Genomic DNA, 16347 nt, shown 5'->3' on the forward strand with positions numbered 1-16347 from the left:
CCTTTATGGTTCTAGTTTTAATGCTCCTAATACAGCGTTTGTAAGAATTTCCACTCCTGTTACAAGTCTTGCCTGTTTAAATTTCATTTTTGGATGATGTAACCCTGGTGTTAATCCGCAACCTAGACCAAGCATAGTTGATTTTAAGTGCGGACGTTGCACCGCATAATGGTGAAAATCCTCTCCTCCTGGGGTATGTACAGGCTTACGCAAATTAGACAGGCCAGCAGCCTTTACAATAGCTTGCTCCATAATATATTGAGCCGTCGTATCTACCTCAGCAGCAACAATATTAGCAACTGTCTGTAATTCAATTTGCACTTTATGCAATATTTTTGAAGAATCGATTACACGCTTGACACCTAAAGCGAGTGTCTCCATGACATCGTTACGTTGTGCCCTGATATCAATTGTAAAGGCAGCTCTTCCCGGAATAATATTGCCCGAATCTCCTCCAGCTTGAAATTTTGTCATCTTAATAGAGACAGGCACCATTGGATCTGTATGAATAGTGCGTAAATCCTCTATTATCGTTGCCCCAACTTCAATTGCATTAACACCAAGATGCGGTCTTGCTGCATGGGCGTCCTCACCTATAATTTCCCCTTCAAGTAAACGGGATGCGCCGTGATACAACGCTGCACAGTATGTACCATCTTCAAGCTCATGGACAGGTCTTAAATGGACACCAAATAAATAATCTAAATCATCAATAATACCTTCTTTTAGAACAGCTAGTGCGCCCGTTCCTTTTTCTTCAGCTGGCTGAAAAATAACACGTACTGTTCCTTTTAATAACTGAGATTGCTCTTTCAAAAGTAAGAGTGCACCAATTGCCATTGTCATATGACCATCATGCCCACAGGAATGATTCGCTCTAAACTCACCATCTACTTCTTGCCATAATGCATCTATATCCGTACGTAAGCCCACTTTTGGATTTCCCTTGCCGATATCAACATAAAGCCCTGTACAATTTTTAAAGCGTTGTGGGGAAAATCCTTCACGCGTCAACAGATCAACAATATAATTTGTTGTCTCTACCTCTTTCCAGCTTATTTCTGGGTGTGCATGTAAATACGTGAAAATCTCCATTAATCTTGGCCTCAAACGATCCAATGCTTCTTTCATGACAACCAACCCCTTAAAATTGTTACTAGTAAGATTATTATAACGAAAAATAGTCCTATTCTACAGAAAATTAAATTATCTTCTAGCTAATAGACTACACAAAAGACAAAAAAGATGCGTAGTAATGCCTTTTAGTTTTGTAACAACTAACGATGTGCCCGCGGAAAGCACCACCGTAGCGGACAACAACGCCATAACAAAAAAGTGCTAGATTGATGGCAGTCAATCTAACACTTTTCTCTATTATCCCAGCATATTCAACTAATTAATGCCTCGCATCGCTTTAGAAATAATCGGTGAAAGTACTAATAAGAGTATGCCAATAAGAATTGACAATGATCCTAAAAATCCGAAATATGTGAATTCACTTACAACCTCATATACCTTAACAAGTTGAGCGTTAATTGCTTGAGCCGCAGCACTAGTTAAAAACCACAGTGACATTGTTTGTGCAGCAAAAGCTTGTGGAGCTAATTTCGTTGTTGCAGACAGACCTACAGGAGATAATAATAATTCCCCAACTACTACTAAAAAGAATGATAATACTAACCACAACGGACTAACTAAAGCTTGTCCACCAGATAGATGTGCTGGAATCATCATCACTAAAAATGATAGTCCTGCAAAAAATAGTGAATAAGAAAATTTACGTGGTGTGGATGGTTGCTTATCGCCCCATTTTAGCCATAACATCGCAAATAGTGGTGATAATGTAATAACAAATAAAGGATTTAATGATTGGAACCAAGATGATTCCAACTGGAAGCCACCAAGATTTAATTGTGTACGCTCATCTGCATACGTCGCAAGGATTGTTGCACCTTGCTCTTGAATAGCCCAAAACATAACTGCCGCTAAAAACAGCGGAATGTATGCCAGAAGACGAGATTTCTCATCTTTCGTTGTTTTCTCACTGCGGTACATATAAATAAAGAAAGCTGTTGGAATAAGTACACCAAGTATAGTAATAAGTAAACTAAAGACATTCATTGTTAGTACACCAGTTTTAATGCCGATACCACCTAAGACAAGAATAACTAGCGCTACAATAGCAATTTGTGTAAAGACTTTTTTACGTTCTTCTGGTTTTAACGGGTTATTTACTTGTAAGCCCGCTAATCCTAGATATTTTTTCTCTGTTACTTTAAAAACAATTAAACCAATTAACATACCAACGGCTGCTAAACTAAAGCCTAAATGGAAGCTATACTTTTGTCCAATTGTTCCGACAATAAACGGCGCAATGAATGCACCCATATTAATGCCCATATAGAAAATCGAGAATCCTGCATCACGACGACTATCTGTTTCAGCATAAATATCCCCTACAATACTTGAGACATTCGGTTTTAATAAACCAGTACCGATAACAATAAACGCCATCGACGCAAATAACATTGTCACACCGCCAGGGAATGCTAGCAGGAAGTGACCAATCATAATTAATACGCCACCATAAAAAATCGTTTTACGTGTACCTAAAAGTCGATCGGCTATCCAGCCACCAATAATACCCGACATATAAACAAGGGAACCATATATGGCCATAATGGAGTTCGCTGTACCGCGATCAAGACCTAATCCACCTTCATTTAATTCATAATACATGAAGAAAATTAGAATCGCTCGCATCCCGTAGTATGAAAAACGTTCCCAAAATTCTGTGAAAAATAATGTAAAGAGCCCCTTAGGGTGTCCGACAAAACCATTTTGAGGGACGGATTTTACAATTTCATCTTTAGTAGACATAACAATATCCTCTCCCATTTTATTATTCCTTAAAAATATTATTACCCATTAGTAAGGATAAAAAACTATGTTTCATCATACTAAAGCGTTTTTATCACTTTATCAAGAGTTTTAAAAAATGTTGAAAATTTATCAGTTTTCTCTATATTCAGATTGATTAGTTGATATTTTCTTAAATATATTGAAATATCTACGTTTTCGCACTTTTTGCTTTATCAAAAAAATAAAATATAAATATAATATTTTAAAATACTATATAATCAGAAAATAATTTATTTATTGCAAATAAAAAAATCAATGGCGAGAGTCACCATTGATTGTAATTTTTTCAAAGCCCATTTTTTCCAATTACTGTGAGTTATCACAAGGTACATGGCGACCTTATCTGAACGCACAAGCTTTATTCTGTTATATGTGTCATTTCCATAGAAATAAGCTAGGCAACTTTTCTAGCTACGTGTTGGCTTACTTATATTTTAACTCTATGTTATTTAACAACAAAATGTTGATATTTTGCATAATCGGCTTCTTTTACTTCAAGCTTTAATAATGTGCCCGCTTCTTCATATGCCGTTTCATAAATCGTCGCATTTTCATTTAAATAAGAAACAATATTTCCTTGCTCATATGGAATAAGCATTTTACAAGTTACATAATCGGAAAAAATATGCTGACGTATAATTTGTAAAAGTTCATCTAAACCATTGCCTTGCTTAGCAGAAATCCAAATATTGTCCCCACTGATAACAGGGTACGGCACATTTGCTAAGTCCGCTTTATTATATACATAAATAGTAGGGATTCCTTCCACTCCAACCGCCTTTAACGTTTCATTTGTAACATCCATCATAAAGCCATGTTCTGCATTTGAAACATCCACAACATGGAGCAATAAATCTGCATCCCGCGCTTCTTCTAATGTAGAACGAAACGCTTTTACTAGATGATGCGGTAACTTACTAACAAAGCCAACTGTATCTGTTAATAAAAAAGATTTCTTATCGTGTAATTCAATATAACGGACAGACGTTTCGAGTGTAGCAAATAGCATATCCTTCTCAAATACTTGTTTATGATCCTCTTGTCCAATTTTAGCAAGGAGCTGGTTCATAATCGTTGATTTACCAGCATTCGTATAGCCCACAATGGATACAACAGGTACAGCATTTTTTCTTCTTTGTTTTCGTTGGGTTTCTCGTTGCTCCTTTACTTGCTCGAGTTCTTTTTTTATTTTAGAAATTTGATCTTCAATTTTTCGTCGATCTAACTCAAGTTTGGTCTCACCTGCTCCACGGTTTTTAAAACCGCCACCAGTACCACCACCTTGTCGGCTTAGGGAAGCATGTAAACCGACTAAACGTGGAAGCATATATTGAAGTTGCGCCAGCTCAACTTGCATTTGTGCTTCACGTGTTTTGGCACGGCGTCCAAAAATATCTAAAATTAACATCGTCCGATCAATGACTTTCGTCTCTAAATCGCGCTCTAAATTACGGATTTGTGAAGGTGATAATTCATCATTAAAAATCACAAGATTAGCTTGTGCTTCTTCATAAAAACTTTTTATCTCTTCGATTTTACCTGTCCCGACATAATGAGATGGTGTGACTCGCTCTAAATTTTGCGTGACGATACCTACCACTTCCACATTTAAAGCTTCAGCTAAATTTGTAAGCTCCTCCATCGAATACTCAAAATGCTTATCATTACGTAAATTAACACCAACTAATATGGCCTTTTCTAACAATACATCTACTTCTTTCAATTTATCCATTCACAATCCTCCCACCAACGCCTTGGTGTTGCTACAACAAATTTTCTTCATCTTACCATATAATACCCTAAACTGTGTCTTTTAGTCGGCAAAGATTCCTTCCACCGCAGCGTTATTTATACACATACTTCAACGTCGAATCATCAAAAATAGTCTGCTCATTATAAAAAAACAAATGCGCCCTAGACTAGAAAATTGGGCGCATGCTTTAATGTAGATAAACTATGTTTAATTAGAAATAAGTAAACTAACTTTAGCTTACTCTTATCAACTTATCCTCGCTCTTTTTTTAACAATGTTTCAGTACGATCGAATTCTTCCTCGATTTCTGCATTTCTCTTATAAGTCACCATACTTACAACAACGGCTACTATTAAACAAACAAGGAATCCTGGCACGATTTCGTATAAAGTAGTTGAAAGCAGCTTTATTTTACCCCATATAAAGGCTGTTGCCGCACCCGTCACCATTCCACTGAGCGCTCCATAATTCGTCAATTTCTTCCAATATAATGATAGTAAAATAATTGGACCGAACGCAGCCCCGAAGCCAGCCCAAGCAAACCCTACTAAATTTAAAATGGAATTTTCAGGGTTCCAAGCTAATATTGCTGCAATTACGGCTACTACTAAAACTGCCATACGCCCAATAAACACATAATGTTTATCGTTTGCTGTTTTATTAAATAACGCCTTGTAAATATCTTCAACGAGAGCTGAAGAAGTGACAATTAATTGCGATGAAATGGTACTCATAATTGCAGCTAGAATAGCAGCCAACATAATACCCGCGATAAATGGATGGAATAAAATTTGACCAAGTACAATAAAGACCGTTTCAGCGTCTTTTAATTCCCCTGCATTTTGTTGATAGTACGCTACACCTACTAATGCAGTTGCAAGGGCACCAATAAGACTTAAAATCATCCAACCAATACCGATGCGACGAGCCTGTTTCGTTTCCTTTACAGAACTAATCGCCATAAAACGCACGATTATATGTGGTTGCCCAAAGTATCCTAACCCCCATGCAAGCGATGAAATAATCGCTGCAGCTGTCGCTGATGCTGGTAATAAACTTAAATGTTCTGGGTTTACCGTTTTAATGGATTCTACTGTTTCACTAAGACCACCCGTTAAAAATAGCCCAAATAAAGGTACTGTAATCAGTGCTAAAAACATAATAAGACCTTGTAAAAAGTCCGTATAACTCACCGCTAGAAAACCACCAAACAATGTATAAGCAACAACTACACCTGATACAATCAATAAACCTGTATGATATTCGTAGCCAAATGAGCTGTCAAAAAACTTACCGCCAGCTACCATACCTGAGGAAACATAGAATGTGAAAAACAATAGAATAATGAGTCCTGAAGCAATTCTGATTAATCTTGTATGATCACGTAAGCGATTATCTAAATAACTCGGTATTGTAATTGAGTCATTTGAAACTTGCGTATAAACCCGTAATCTTGGTGCGACAAACATCCAATTCAAATAAGCTCCTATTGTTAACCCGATGGCGATCCATGCTTCAACAAGTCCTGAAGCATAAATTGCCCCCGGAAGCCCCATTAAAAGCCAACCTGACATATCTGCCGCACCTGCACTCAACGCTGTAACAGCAAGCCCTAAGGATCGACCGCCTAGCATATAATCTGTTAAATTTGAAGTTTTAACGAATGCATACCACCCGATTCCGAGCATGACAATCATATAAATGATAATAGCGATTAGCTGATAAGTATTATCTGACATAAGCATTCCTCCTTTTGAACATTATTTTGTAGCATAGAATACTTTTCACTATTAATATACCGTAAAATGTTCAAAAACAAAAATCCATTTTCTGAATATTCGATTTACCGATTATTTGAAATGAAAAACAACGTGAAGAAAATTGTGTTACACTAATGCCATCTATTACACAACAAAGAAGGCGAAACAAATGACATTTGAAGAAATGAAAACACTGCTTCTAGACCAAATTTCCCAACAACAACTCGTTGCAGCTACAATTAGTCAACCACGAATGAAATCTAATGAAATAAAGCGTATAAAACTAAAGCCCATCATGTTGAAAGAAGCTTATCATATACAAATTGAATACCAATATGAGCGTATTTTAAAACATGAGAATGTCCTATTAGCCGATTTCCCGCCTAAACTTGAACTATTCTTTGCTGACTTCCGTCAAGCACATATCGACTTTAAAGAAGAAAAAGTACACGTGCAACTATCGAAAAAAAATAAAGTTTTATGGAAATCAGATAAAGCCGCTACTCCGAAGCAAGTAAACTTATCACATAATCGTAAGAAAAACTATTTACTTGATGAGTCCACGCCTTATCCTTTTTTAATTCGTTTAGGTGTACAAAGCGAAGAAGGAAAAGTAAAAAACAAAAATACGATAAATTCAAGCAAATTAATCGCTTCATTGAATTTATCGACGATGCCTTAGCCTATTTACCAAAAAATCGCCAAGTCCGTATTTTAGATTTTGGTTCAGGAAAATCCTATTTGACGTTTGCCTTGTATCATTACTTAAAAATTGAAAAAGGGTTGGATATTCGCGTTACTGGCTTAGATTTAAAAAAAGAGGTAATCGAGGAATGCTCTCGTATTGCACAAGATTTAGGCTACGAGCAACTTGAATTTTTAGTTGGGGATATTAATGATTATAACGATGAATCGAATGTAGACATGGTCGTAACTCTACACGCGTGTGATGTTGCAACAGATATGGCATTATCACGCGCAGTGAAATGGGGCGCAAGTGTCATATTAAGTGTCCCTTGTTGTCAACATGAGCTAAACCGTCAACTTGATACACCGGCACTCGATGTCATGTTACAGCACGGCCTTGTCCGCGAACGTTTTGCAGCTCTCGCGACTGATTCCATTCGCGCTGAGATTTTATCACTTGTTGGTTATGAAGCACAGTTGTTGGAATTTATTGATATGGAGAACACACCAAAAAACATTCTAATTCGCGCTTATTATACTGGCAAAAAGCCGAGCGCACAACAACGCGCTAAGTATGATGCCTTTGTAACCCTGTTGAATGCAAAGCCATTTTTAGCAAATGAACTAACATCTTATTTGTAAATTATGAAAACCCGAGGCGCATTATGTGCCTCGGGTTCTTTTTATAACTCTTGTCGTAATGCTTGAATAACATCTATCTTCGTTGCTTTACGAGCTGGTCGGTAGCCTGAAATCATCGCCACACCAATACTGATGGCAGACGCAATGATAACAAGTTGCCATGGGATAAGTGAAAATGTAATATCTGATGAACTAAAAGCATCTTCACCTGTCGCCGCTTTTAAAATTAACGGTAAAACTGCATTTGCTGTAAAGCTAATGACATATGAAATAATAACTGCAATAACGGTACCTAAAATACCAATAAATGTGCTTTCCATTAAAAAGAGTCGTTGAATCAACTTTGGACTAGCGCCAATTGCCTTCAATACCCCAATTTCACGTGTACGCTCTGTAACCGCCATTGTCATCGTATTGAATATCCCAATAGAGGCGATTAACACTGCAATTGTCCCAACAAAAATTAAACCAATTTTCAACACAAGGAAAAATACATCCATTTGATCCAATTGCTCCGTCACAGAGAACACGCTATAGCCCTTGTCTTTTAACTTTTCTAAAATAGGCTTAACATTTTCTAGACTATCCGCATAAATATTGAATTCCGTATTAAATACTTCATCTACTGCTACTTTATCTAATGCTGCAAGGGTACTTCCTATCGCTGCTTTTTGCGCTGAATCCACATAGACTGTATTGTCAATCATCCAATCATAAGAAGGTTTTTTTGTCACACCAACTATTGTATATTTCACCTTTTCAGTTTCAGAAGCTCCATTGGAATTGGAAGCTAAAGATAATTCAATTTCTTTACCAATTAAAGATTTTTTATATCCTTCTTCACTACCATCATAGTATGTGCCTTCTATTTCAGCCTTTTTGTTTTTTTCTTTAATGACATCTCGTTCTGCATCATTTAATAATGTTTGAGCAAAATGGTATCCTACAATAATCTCATTTGGCTTTGTTGGGAACTTCCCTTTTGCAAGTTTCCCAGTTACACTTTTAAAATCTGACATAGTCGTTATAACTAGACTTGAATTTGTATCACGATCTTCAAAATATGAGTGCGCACTTGCATTAACTGTACTCGTTTCAAGTACTGTTTTAACATGCTCGATAGACTTGATTTCATCTTTCTGTTGCTCTGTAAATTGTGAGCCATCATATACTTGAATTTTAGTTATATTTTCATCTGATAGTATCTCGTTACGAATTGAATCCTGTAGCCCAAACCCTACGGATGCAAGGACAATTAAAAATGCACAACCCATTGTTGCAGCCAGCACGGTCATAAATACGCGTAATTTATTTTTCTTAATATGTTGGATAACAAAATCCAATTGGTCTTTCCATATCATGTTATTCATCCTCCTTCACAAGCTCACCGTCATACATACGGAAACGACGATGAGCAATTGTTGCCACTTCTTCATCGTGCGTAATAATGACAAATGTTAAGCCTAGCTCACGATTTAAACTTTGAATAAGGAGTAAAATATCCTGCTCTGTTTCAGAGTCTAGACTCCCTGTTGGCTCGTCCGCTAGCAAAATAGGAGGATTGGTAATCAACGCTCTTGCAATACTTACACGTTGTTGCTGACCGCCTGATAATTCATTTGGGTAATGGTCGGCTACTGCCGATAATCCGACTTTGTCCATTAATTTTTTCACTTTTTCTTTACGAATAGCTTTGCTTGCACCTTGTAATTTCAAAGGTAACTCTATATTTTCAAATGCAGTTAAACCCGGCATAAGTTGAAAGTTTTGAAAGATAAATCCGAACTGGCGCAAACGAAACGCTGCACTTTCTGTTTCAGTGAGTTTCTCTGTCTGTTGCCCATTCACACGAATAGAGCCTTGTTCAGCTTTCATAAACCCGGCTAAAATTTGTAGCAATGTTGATTTTCCAGAGCCACTCTTGCCCACAATTGCGACAATCTCTCCTTTTTTCACTTCAAAATTTACGCCCTTTAATACAGGTACATGTTTTTCCTTACCCTTTTTCCCAATTAAAAATGTATGTTGTAAGTTCTCGACTTGAATCATTTTTGACTTGACGCCCCTTTCTCTTACTTCTCTATTGTAGAAAACAATTCTTAATATTAACGAAGGATAAAAATGAAGATATTCTTAAGAAAATAGGGAACACTAAGAAATGTTAAGATATCTATCTTTACAATTCCTTTACAATTCAAAATCAATCGCTTGTGAAAATGAGGTCTTCAAAAGAGGTACCTCTGTACTAAACAGATTTTTAAAATTAATAAATTCTTTGTTATATAGGCATTTATACTGTATTAATATAAACAAACACACCCTAACACTTAATATTTGTGAACAAAATGTATATTACAGGATTGTAAAGTTTCGTGTAGGAAAGATAAATTTTATGTAGATAAACGTAAGATTTTGTTATGATAGTAAAGTTTAAAGGTCGTTTATTTTATCTATATCCAGGAGGATTCTATTTACATGCTTAACTCAAAAAAACAAGACCCTTTCTTTGTAGCATTGCATAAAATTGCTGAAAATATGAGATAGGCCGTACATTACGCAAATGATTTTCGTATAACAAGTGTAGCTGACTTAAAAGAGATTAGCATTACAATGAAAAATTACGAAACAGCTGGCGATAAACTCATTCATGAACTAATCGTAATGCTAAACAAATCATTTATGACACCGATCGAACGAGAAGATATTTTAGAATTCGCTATTCGTATGGACGATGTGTTAGATGGTACGGAGCATTGTATCGCCCACTTCGAAATGTTCTCCTTAACAGAAGTTGACGAATCAATGCGCATTTTCTTAGGCTATATTTCTAAAAGTGCCGACGAAATTGTTAAAGCAACTGAAGAGTTAAAGAAAAAGAATCTTATTGGCATGCGCCCACATGCCATTCTAATAAAAGACTATGAGCGTGAATGCGACGAAGTACAAAGAACTTCTATTAAGCAATTATTTTTAAATGAAAAAGATCCAATCCGCATCATTAAGTTTAAAGATATTTATGAACAACTTGAGGATATCGCTGATTATTGTCAAAACGTTGCCAACACAATGGAAACAATTATCATGCGTAACGCGTAACTAGGAGTGGGTCAAATACAATGAATACAATCATTATACTAACCGTATTGGTCGTCATCTTTGCCCTAACATTTGACTTTATTAATGGTTTCCATGATACAGCAAATGCTATCGCAACTTCGGTTTCCACAAGAGCATTACCCCCACGTGTTGCCATTATTATGGCAGCGACGATGAACTTTATCGGTGCTATTACTTTCGTGGGTGTCGCAAAAGCGCTAACAAAAGATATTGTCGATCCATTCTCTTTAAATGCTTTTGAAGGAGATACAACTGGTTCTGTCGTTATATTAGCCGCATTAATTTCAGCTATTATATGGAACCTACTTACTTGGTACTTTGGTATCCCATCAAGTTCTTCACATACATTAATCGGTTCAATTGCCGGCGCAGCAGTTGCTTCTGCAGGCTTTAGCGTCCTTAATTATGGCGGTTTTACAAAAATCATTATGGCATTAGTATTGTCACCACTCATTGCAATTTGTGCCGGCTTTCTTATGATGACGCTGTTTAAACTATGGTTTAAAAACTTAAATTTATATCGTACGAATAAAGGCTTCCGGACAATGCAAATTTTTACAGCGGCTATCCAATCGTTTACGCACGGTACAAATGATGCCCAAAAAGCAATGGGTATTATGACTATGGCGTTAATTGCAGGTGGCTTGCATACCGGAGATGAAATTCCTTTTTGGATTCGAGCAGCGGCTGCAACCGCTATGGGTCTTGGTACTTCTATTGGTGGCTATAAAATTATTAAAACGGTCGGCGGTAAAATTATGAAAATCCGTCCTGTAAATGGCGTTGCAGCTGACTTAGCTTCTGCTACTGTTATTTTCGGTGCGACATTAGTACACTTACCAGTATCCACAACACACGTTATTTCTTCATCCATCATGGGTGTTGGTTCAGCACAACGAGTTCGTGGTGTTAACTGGGGAATGGCACGAAAAATTGTAACCACTTGGATTATTACAATGCCAATATCAGCTGTAATGGCATCCGTTATATACTTTATATTATCTTTATTCTTTTAGAATTCACGGCACTCTCTGCTCCCAGAAAGTGCCGTTTTTTGGTGACAGGCACTCACACAATTCTCATACAATTCTCACGCCATTTACTGCGAGCAGGATTTTCTACTTTGTCACACGACAAAAAGTGACACATCCTTTACACTAGTTTAAAAGGGGGATGCTTTATCGTTATGAAAAATTTTTCGGCTTTTATCACTGCACATGCGAAAGCTATCGTTGCCATTTGGATTGTTATTTTTATCACAATGGCTGTGTTTGCTATACAGCTTCCTAGCAAACTGCATGGAGATGGCTTTTTTGTTGAAGCTGATCATACCTATGTCACAAATGAACTAGCCAAAACATTCGACTTACCTGCAGAAACAATCATGGTTGTTTTTGATCAAACAAGCAATCAAAAAATCGAAAACACTCTACAAAAGCTAGAGGACATTGAAGAAGTCCATTCCATTCAGTCACCATTGGATGATTCTACTTTACAAAAGAATGGCATTTCCTATGCCATGGTACATTTTAAAAATAACATTGATAATTTGCCTGCTATCGTCAAAGAGGTTCGTGCTTTAGTTGAAGAAGAAGGTATCAGTGTGACAGGTGGCCCTGTGATTTCGGAGGATATTAATGAAGCCAGCCAAAAGGACTTAGCATCCGCTGAAGCAATTGGTTTACCAATCGCTATTGTTGTGCTATTACTTGCTTTTGGTACTGTTGTAGCTGCGATTTTACCAATTTTAATCGGAGTTGTTACCGTTGTCACAGCATTCGGGCTGTTGACGTTACTAAGTGGTAGCGTTAATTTATCCATTTTTGTGTTAAATATTGTACCAATGCTTGGACTTGCCCTTAGTATTGATTTCGCTCTGCTATTTATTAATCGCTATCGTGAAGAGCGTAACCATTCTAGCATTGCCGAAGCTATACAAATTGCTATCCAAACAGCCGGTCGTTCTATTATTTTTTCTGCTGTTTGTGTCATGATTGGTCTTGGTGCCATGATTGTCATTGATGTAGAAATCTTCCGCAATATTGCCTTAGGTGGCACAATTGTCGTATTGTTCGCCGTGCTTTCAGGTCTCACTTTATTACCTGCGACAATGATGGTGTTAGGAGATCGCCTAAATAAATGGCGCATATTACGTGTAAAGCCAGGTGGCACGAATCGTTGGCACAGTTTTGCCGGCTTTGTTATGAAGCGACCTGTATCCATTGTTATTGTTGCTTTATTGTTACTTGGTATCGGGATGATTCCGTTAAAGGATATTAAACTTGCTATACCTCAAGTAGATTCTTTACCACCCAAATACGATGCCCGAGCAGCTTACGATAAATTGGATGAAACGTTTGGGCTTGGTGATACATCCGTTTTGTATTTACTTGCTGAACGCCAAGATGGCTGGGAGAACGAGCAAGGACGCAAGCTACTTTTTGATATACAAGAAAAACTGCTTAACGATCCGCTCGTTGATGAAGTCTCAACGATTTATACAGCAGCCCAAATGAAATCACCAGAGGAATTAACAGCTTCCTTGAAAACGCCACAAGTGGCAGAACAATTAAAACCAATCATTAATACCTTTTCAAAGGATACACAGCTATTTATTCCGATTACATTAAATGTAGCTGGTTCGTCCTCCGCTGCACAACAATTCGCCAGAACGTGGATGGACAAGGATTTAAATGTTGACTTCAAACTAGGTGGACAAGGGAAATTTAATCAAGAAATTTTTGATGAAATTGCTAGTAAAATAATATTTGCGGTTTCAATCATTATCGTGTCAACGTTCTTTATTTTAATGCTTGCCTTCCGTTCCATTTTAATTCCTCTCAAGGCAATCATTATGAATATAATCGGGTTATCTTCAGCGTTCGGCATACTGGTTTATATTTTCCAATATGGGCATTTTGGAATAGAGGCTGGAACAATCGTCCTTATTATTCCAGTTATCGTATTTTGCCTTGTCTTCGGTTTAAGTATGGACTATGAAGTATTTTTAATCTCTCGCATACAGGAAGAATATCAAAAAGGTGCAGATAATACACGTGCAACAGTGGATGGGCTAACATCTACTAGCCGTATCATTACATCTGCTGCACTTATTATGATTGTTATTACAGGGGCATTTGCTTTTACTGATGTCATGCCTGTAAAGCAAATCGGTGTTGGTATTGCGATTGCCATCGCGATTGACGCGACCATTATTCGCCTTATGCTGGTACCGAGCCTTATGAAGCTATTTGGTGATTGGAACTGGTGGCTACCATTTGCTAAGAAAAAGTAATGATACACACAAAAAATCCGAGAACATATAGTTACATTGTTCTCGGATTTTACGTTTAAAAATTTTGTTGATACCACGCTCTTGCCGCTTCTACTTCCGGCATTGTGAGCTGATGTCCGTAGTTAAACCATGCTGTCGTTACATGAGCACCCGCTTTCGATAACAGCGACTCCAAATCTTCTGATTCTTGTGCAGTACACATCGGATCATTGGTTCCTGCTGCTATAAATACCGGAATATTAGAAAGCGCAGGTAGTTCGATGCCACGTCTTGGCACCATTGGATGATGCAAAATTGCCCCTGCCAATGCATCTTCAAAGTGGAATAATAAACTTGCAGCAATGTTTGCCCCATTTGAATAACCAATCGCTACAATGCGCGTACGATCAAAACCATACTCCTCTGCTGCTGTTACCAAAAAGCTTTGTAATTCTTGTGTACGGAAGATTAAATCTTCTATATCAAAAACACCTTCAGCTAAGCGACGGAAAAAACGAGGCATACCGTTTTCTAATACATTACCTCGTACACTTAAAATATTGGCTGTTGGATCAATTTCCTTTGCAAGACTGATTAAAGAATGCTCATCCCCACCTGTACCATGTAATAACAATAAGGTTGGCTTGGTTTCATCTGTACCTTTATGAAATAAATGTTGCATAAACCCATCACCTTTCAATTATCTTGAATTCGAGATAATTGTAGCCTGTGGTAATATTAAATTCAAACTTTTTGACTTATTTATTTCACGATTCTCACTATTTGGCTGTTCTTGATTATTTTTATAAAAATTTTGAATCGTAAAAACTGAAAATAAACATGCAATGACTAAAACAACAATTACAATACCTACCAATTTTTTACCACTCATGTCGTTTCCCCCATATTACTTAGTTCTTTTTACGAAAGCCTTCTTCTAGTAAGTATTCTTTTGCAGCATCATATGTGCCAAAGGCTTCTTCTAAATTTTCTCGATGATAAACATTCCAAGAACGTTGCTCAAACGCAAGCTCTAATTGATCGCCTTCACGATTACGCCAAGTTTCAATAATAGGTTCTTCCGCTTCTTGTTCCTCACCTAAATAAGTAATGGCATCTTCAATAATGGCACGCAACTGGTGCTCATCATAATCGCGAATATTGACTAGTCCTTTATCATTTGCTTCATTTTCGTAGCGCAATAAATCTCCTACAAAGACAAAACCATTGCCATTTGGGTGCAATTTTTCTACGACAATCGTCTTTTCAAACAAACTGTCCATATAATGATAATTCACTCGTTTCATCGAAATTTCTTTTTTCGTTAATTCGGAAAACGATTCAATTATCGCTTGTTTTTGTTCAAATGTTAGCATATATATGCTCCTTTTCTTTCATTGTAAATACAAGTATAGCTTATTTTCTACATAAATTAACAGATAGACATAAAATGCTCATAAACATAACTTCAATTCATTTCGAAGTTATCTTTATGAGCGTAAAGCATACATCATGCTATATGCCATACATACCGATGACCATTTTCTAATCGTTATTCATGGCTGGTGACTTTACTATCGATTGTACATTGCACTTTTGGCAAAGCCAATAACATCCGCCACATACAGCTCACGATACGGCACAAATTGTGCTGTACTGACAGGACGCACGAGTCGAGCTCGTTGCCCATCAGGGAAATATTCATACCCCTCAATATTTAGCGTGCCAGTTTTCCCTAAAAAGAATGCTTCCGCTTCATCAAGCTGTGCTCGAACAACACCCGAAACTTCCTCATATTGTAGCTCAAATGCATCCCAATTATCTTCAAACGGGTACAAATAGACATGACAAAATTCATTATCTATCATATTTTCAGATACGATGCTACAAGATGTCATCCCCATTTTGACGATGTCTTGAATATTAATTGTTAACCCTAATTCTTCTTTTACTTCGCGGATGCCTGCTTCCACTGTCTCAACTGCTAGTAAATGCCCTGCTGCTGTTATATCTAGCAGCCCTGGATAATCCTTCTTTTGCCCACTACGGATTTGGAAATAAATATAGTTCTCGTTGACAAGCCAGCAGTGAAATGTCTCATGCCACAAGCCCTTCTCATGTACTTCTGCTCGTGTTGCCGTTCCAATTTGTTCATGCTGCTCATTAAAAACTTTAACAATTTCTTGTTCCAC

The 16347-nt window shown here is 37.1% G+C and carries 13 protein-coding genes and 1 pseudogene; 4 read left to right on the top strand and 10 right to left on the bottom strand.

All coding sequences use genetic code 11. The features are described 5' to 3' along the window. Positions 1 to 3: 3 nt before the first annotated feature. The 4 genes from LO754_RS21555 to putP all read right to left on the bottom strand — a co-directional run bounded on the left by LO754_RS21555 (position 4) and on the right by putP (position 6414). A complete protein-coding gene (locus LO754_RS21555) occupies positions 4 to 1131 on the bottom strand; it encodes a M20 peptidase aminoacylase family protein (RefSeq protein WP_024361374.1) in 1128 nt (375 codons plus the stop codon). Between the two features lie 261 nt (positions 1132 to 1392). Then, the gene (locus tag LO754_RS21560; protein ID WP_024361375.1) at positions 1393 to 2880 is read right to left on the bottom strand and encodes a peptide MFS transporter; all 1488 of its coding nucleotides are present in this window, start codon (positions 2878 to 2880) and stop codon (positions 1393 to 1395) included. Between the two features lie 487 nt (positions 2881 to 3367). Then, positions 3368 to 4654 (bottom strand): GTPase HflX, encoded by a 1287-nt coding sequence (gene hflX / locus LO754_RS21565; RefSeq protein ID WP_024361376.1) that lies wholly within the window; start codon positions 4652 to 4654, stop codon positions 3368 to 3370. Between the two features lie 272 nt (positions 4655 to 4926). Then, positions 4927 to 6414: a sodium/proline symporter PutP gene (gene putP / locus LO754_RS21570; protein ID WP_231785231.1), complete on the bottom strand. Its 1488-nt coding sequence runs from the start codon at positions 6412 to 6414 to the stop codon at positions 4927 to 4929. A 190-nt stretch (positions 6415 to 6604) separates the two neighbouring features. Between putP and LO754_RS21575 the strand changes: the two are divergent. Then, a pseudogene (locus LO754_RS21575) lies at positions 6605 to 7764 on the top strand (class I SAM-dependent methyltransferase). Positions 7765 to 7805: 41 nt separating this feature from the next. Here the strand turns inward: LO754_RS21575 and LO754_RS21580 are convergent. Next, a complete protein-coding gene (locus LO754_RS21580) occupies positions 7806 to 9125 on the bottom strand; it encodes an FtsX-like permease family protein (RefSeq protein ID WP_231785232.1) in 1320 nt (439 codons plus the stop codon). Between the two features lies 1 nt (position 9126). Next, a complete protein-coding gene (locus tag LO754_RS21585; RefSeq protein ID WP_024361380.1) occupies positions 9127 to 9813 on the bottom strand; it encodes an ABC transporter ATP-binding protein in 687 nt (228 codons plus the stop codon). A gap of 522 nt (positions 9814 to 10335) precedes the next feature. On the opposite strand from LO754_RS21585, the gene LO754_RS21590 reads away from it, so the two are divergent. The 3 genes from LO754_RS21590 to LO754_RS21600 all read left to right on the top strand — a co-directional run bounded on the left by LO754_RS21590 (position 10336) and on the right by LO754_RS21600 (position 14176). After that, entirely contained in the window at positions 10336 to 10860 is a 525-nt protein-coding gene (locus LO754_RS21590) for a DUF47 family protein (RefSeq protein ID WP_231786369.1), read from the top strand. Positions 10861 to 10880: 20 nt separating this feature from the next. Then, positions 10881 to 11897, top strand: coding sequence for an inorganic phosphate transporter (locus LO754_RS21595; RefSeq protein ID WP_024361382.1), 1017 nt, complete (start codon positions 10881 to 10883; stop codon positions 11895 to 11897). 170 nt (positions 11898 to 12067) lie between these two features. Next, positions 12068 to 14176 (top strand): MMPL family transporter, encoded by a 2109-nt coding sequence (locus LO754_RS21600; RefSeq protein WP_231785233.1) that lies wholly within the window; start codon positions 12068 to 12070, stop codon positions 14174 to 14176. 55 nt (positions 14177 to 14231) lie between these two features. Here the strand turns inward: LO754_RS21600 and LO754_RS21605 are convergent, their stop codons facing one another. From LO754_RS21605 to LO754_RS21620, 4 genes are all read right to left on the bottom strand, one after another. After that, positions 14232 to 14837, bottom strand: coding sequence for an alpha/beta hydrolase (locus tag LO754_RS21605; protein WP_231785234.1), 606 nt, complete (start codon positions 14835 to 14837; stop codon positions 14232 to 14234). A gap of 18 nt (positions 14838 to 14855) precedes the next feature. Then, a complete protein-coding gene (locus LO754_RS21610; protein ID WP_024361385.1) occupies positions 14856 to 15047 on the bottom strand; it encodes a hypothetical protein in 192 nt (63 codons plus the stop codon). Between the two features lie 19 nt (positions 15048 to 15066). Further along, positions 15067 to 15531, bottom strand: coding sequence for a hypothetical protein (locus tag LO754_RS21615; protein ID WP_025220739.1), 465 nt, complete (start codon positions 15529 to 15531; stop codon positions 15067 to 15069). A 198-nt stretch (positions 15532 to 15729) separates the two neighbouring features. Continuing rightward, complete coding sequence (locus tag LO754_RS21620) at positions 15730 to 16347, bottom strand: NUDIX hydrolase (RefSeq protein WP_024361387.1); 618 nt, start codon at positions 16345 to 16347, stop codon at positions 15730 to 15732.

Origin of the sequence: Lysinibacillus sp. GJ-1 (assembly GCF_021166035.1) — a bacterium.
In the GTDB taxonomy this organism is placed as follows: domain Bacteria; phylum Bacillota; class Bacilli; order Bacillales_A; family Planococcaceae; genus Lysinibacillus; species Lysinibacillus sphaericus.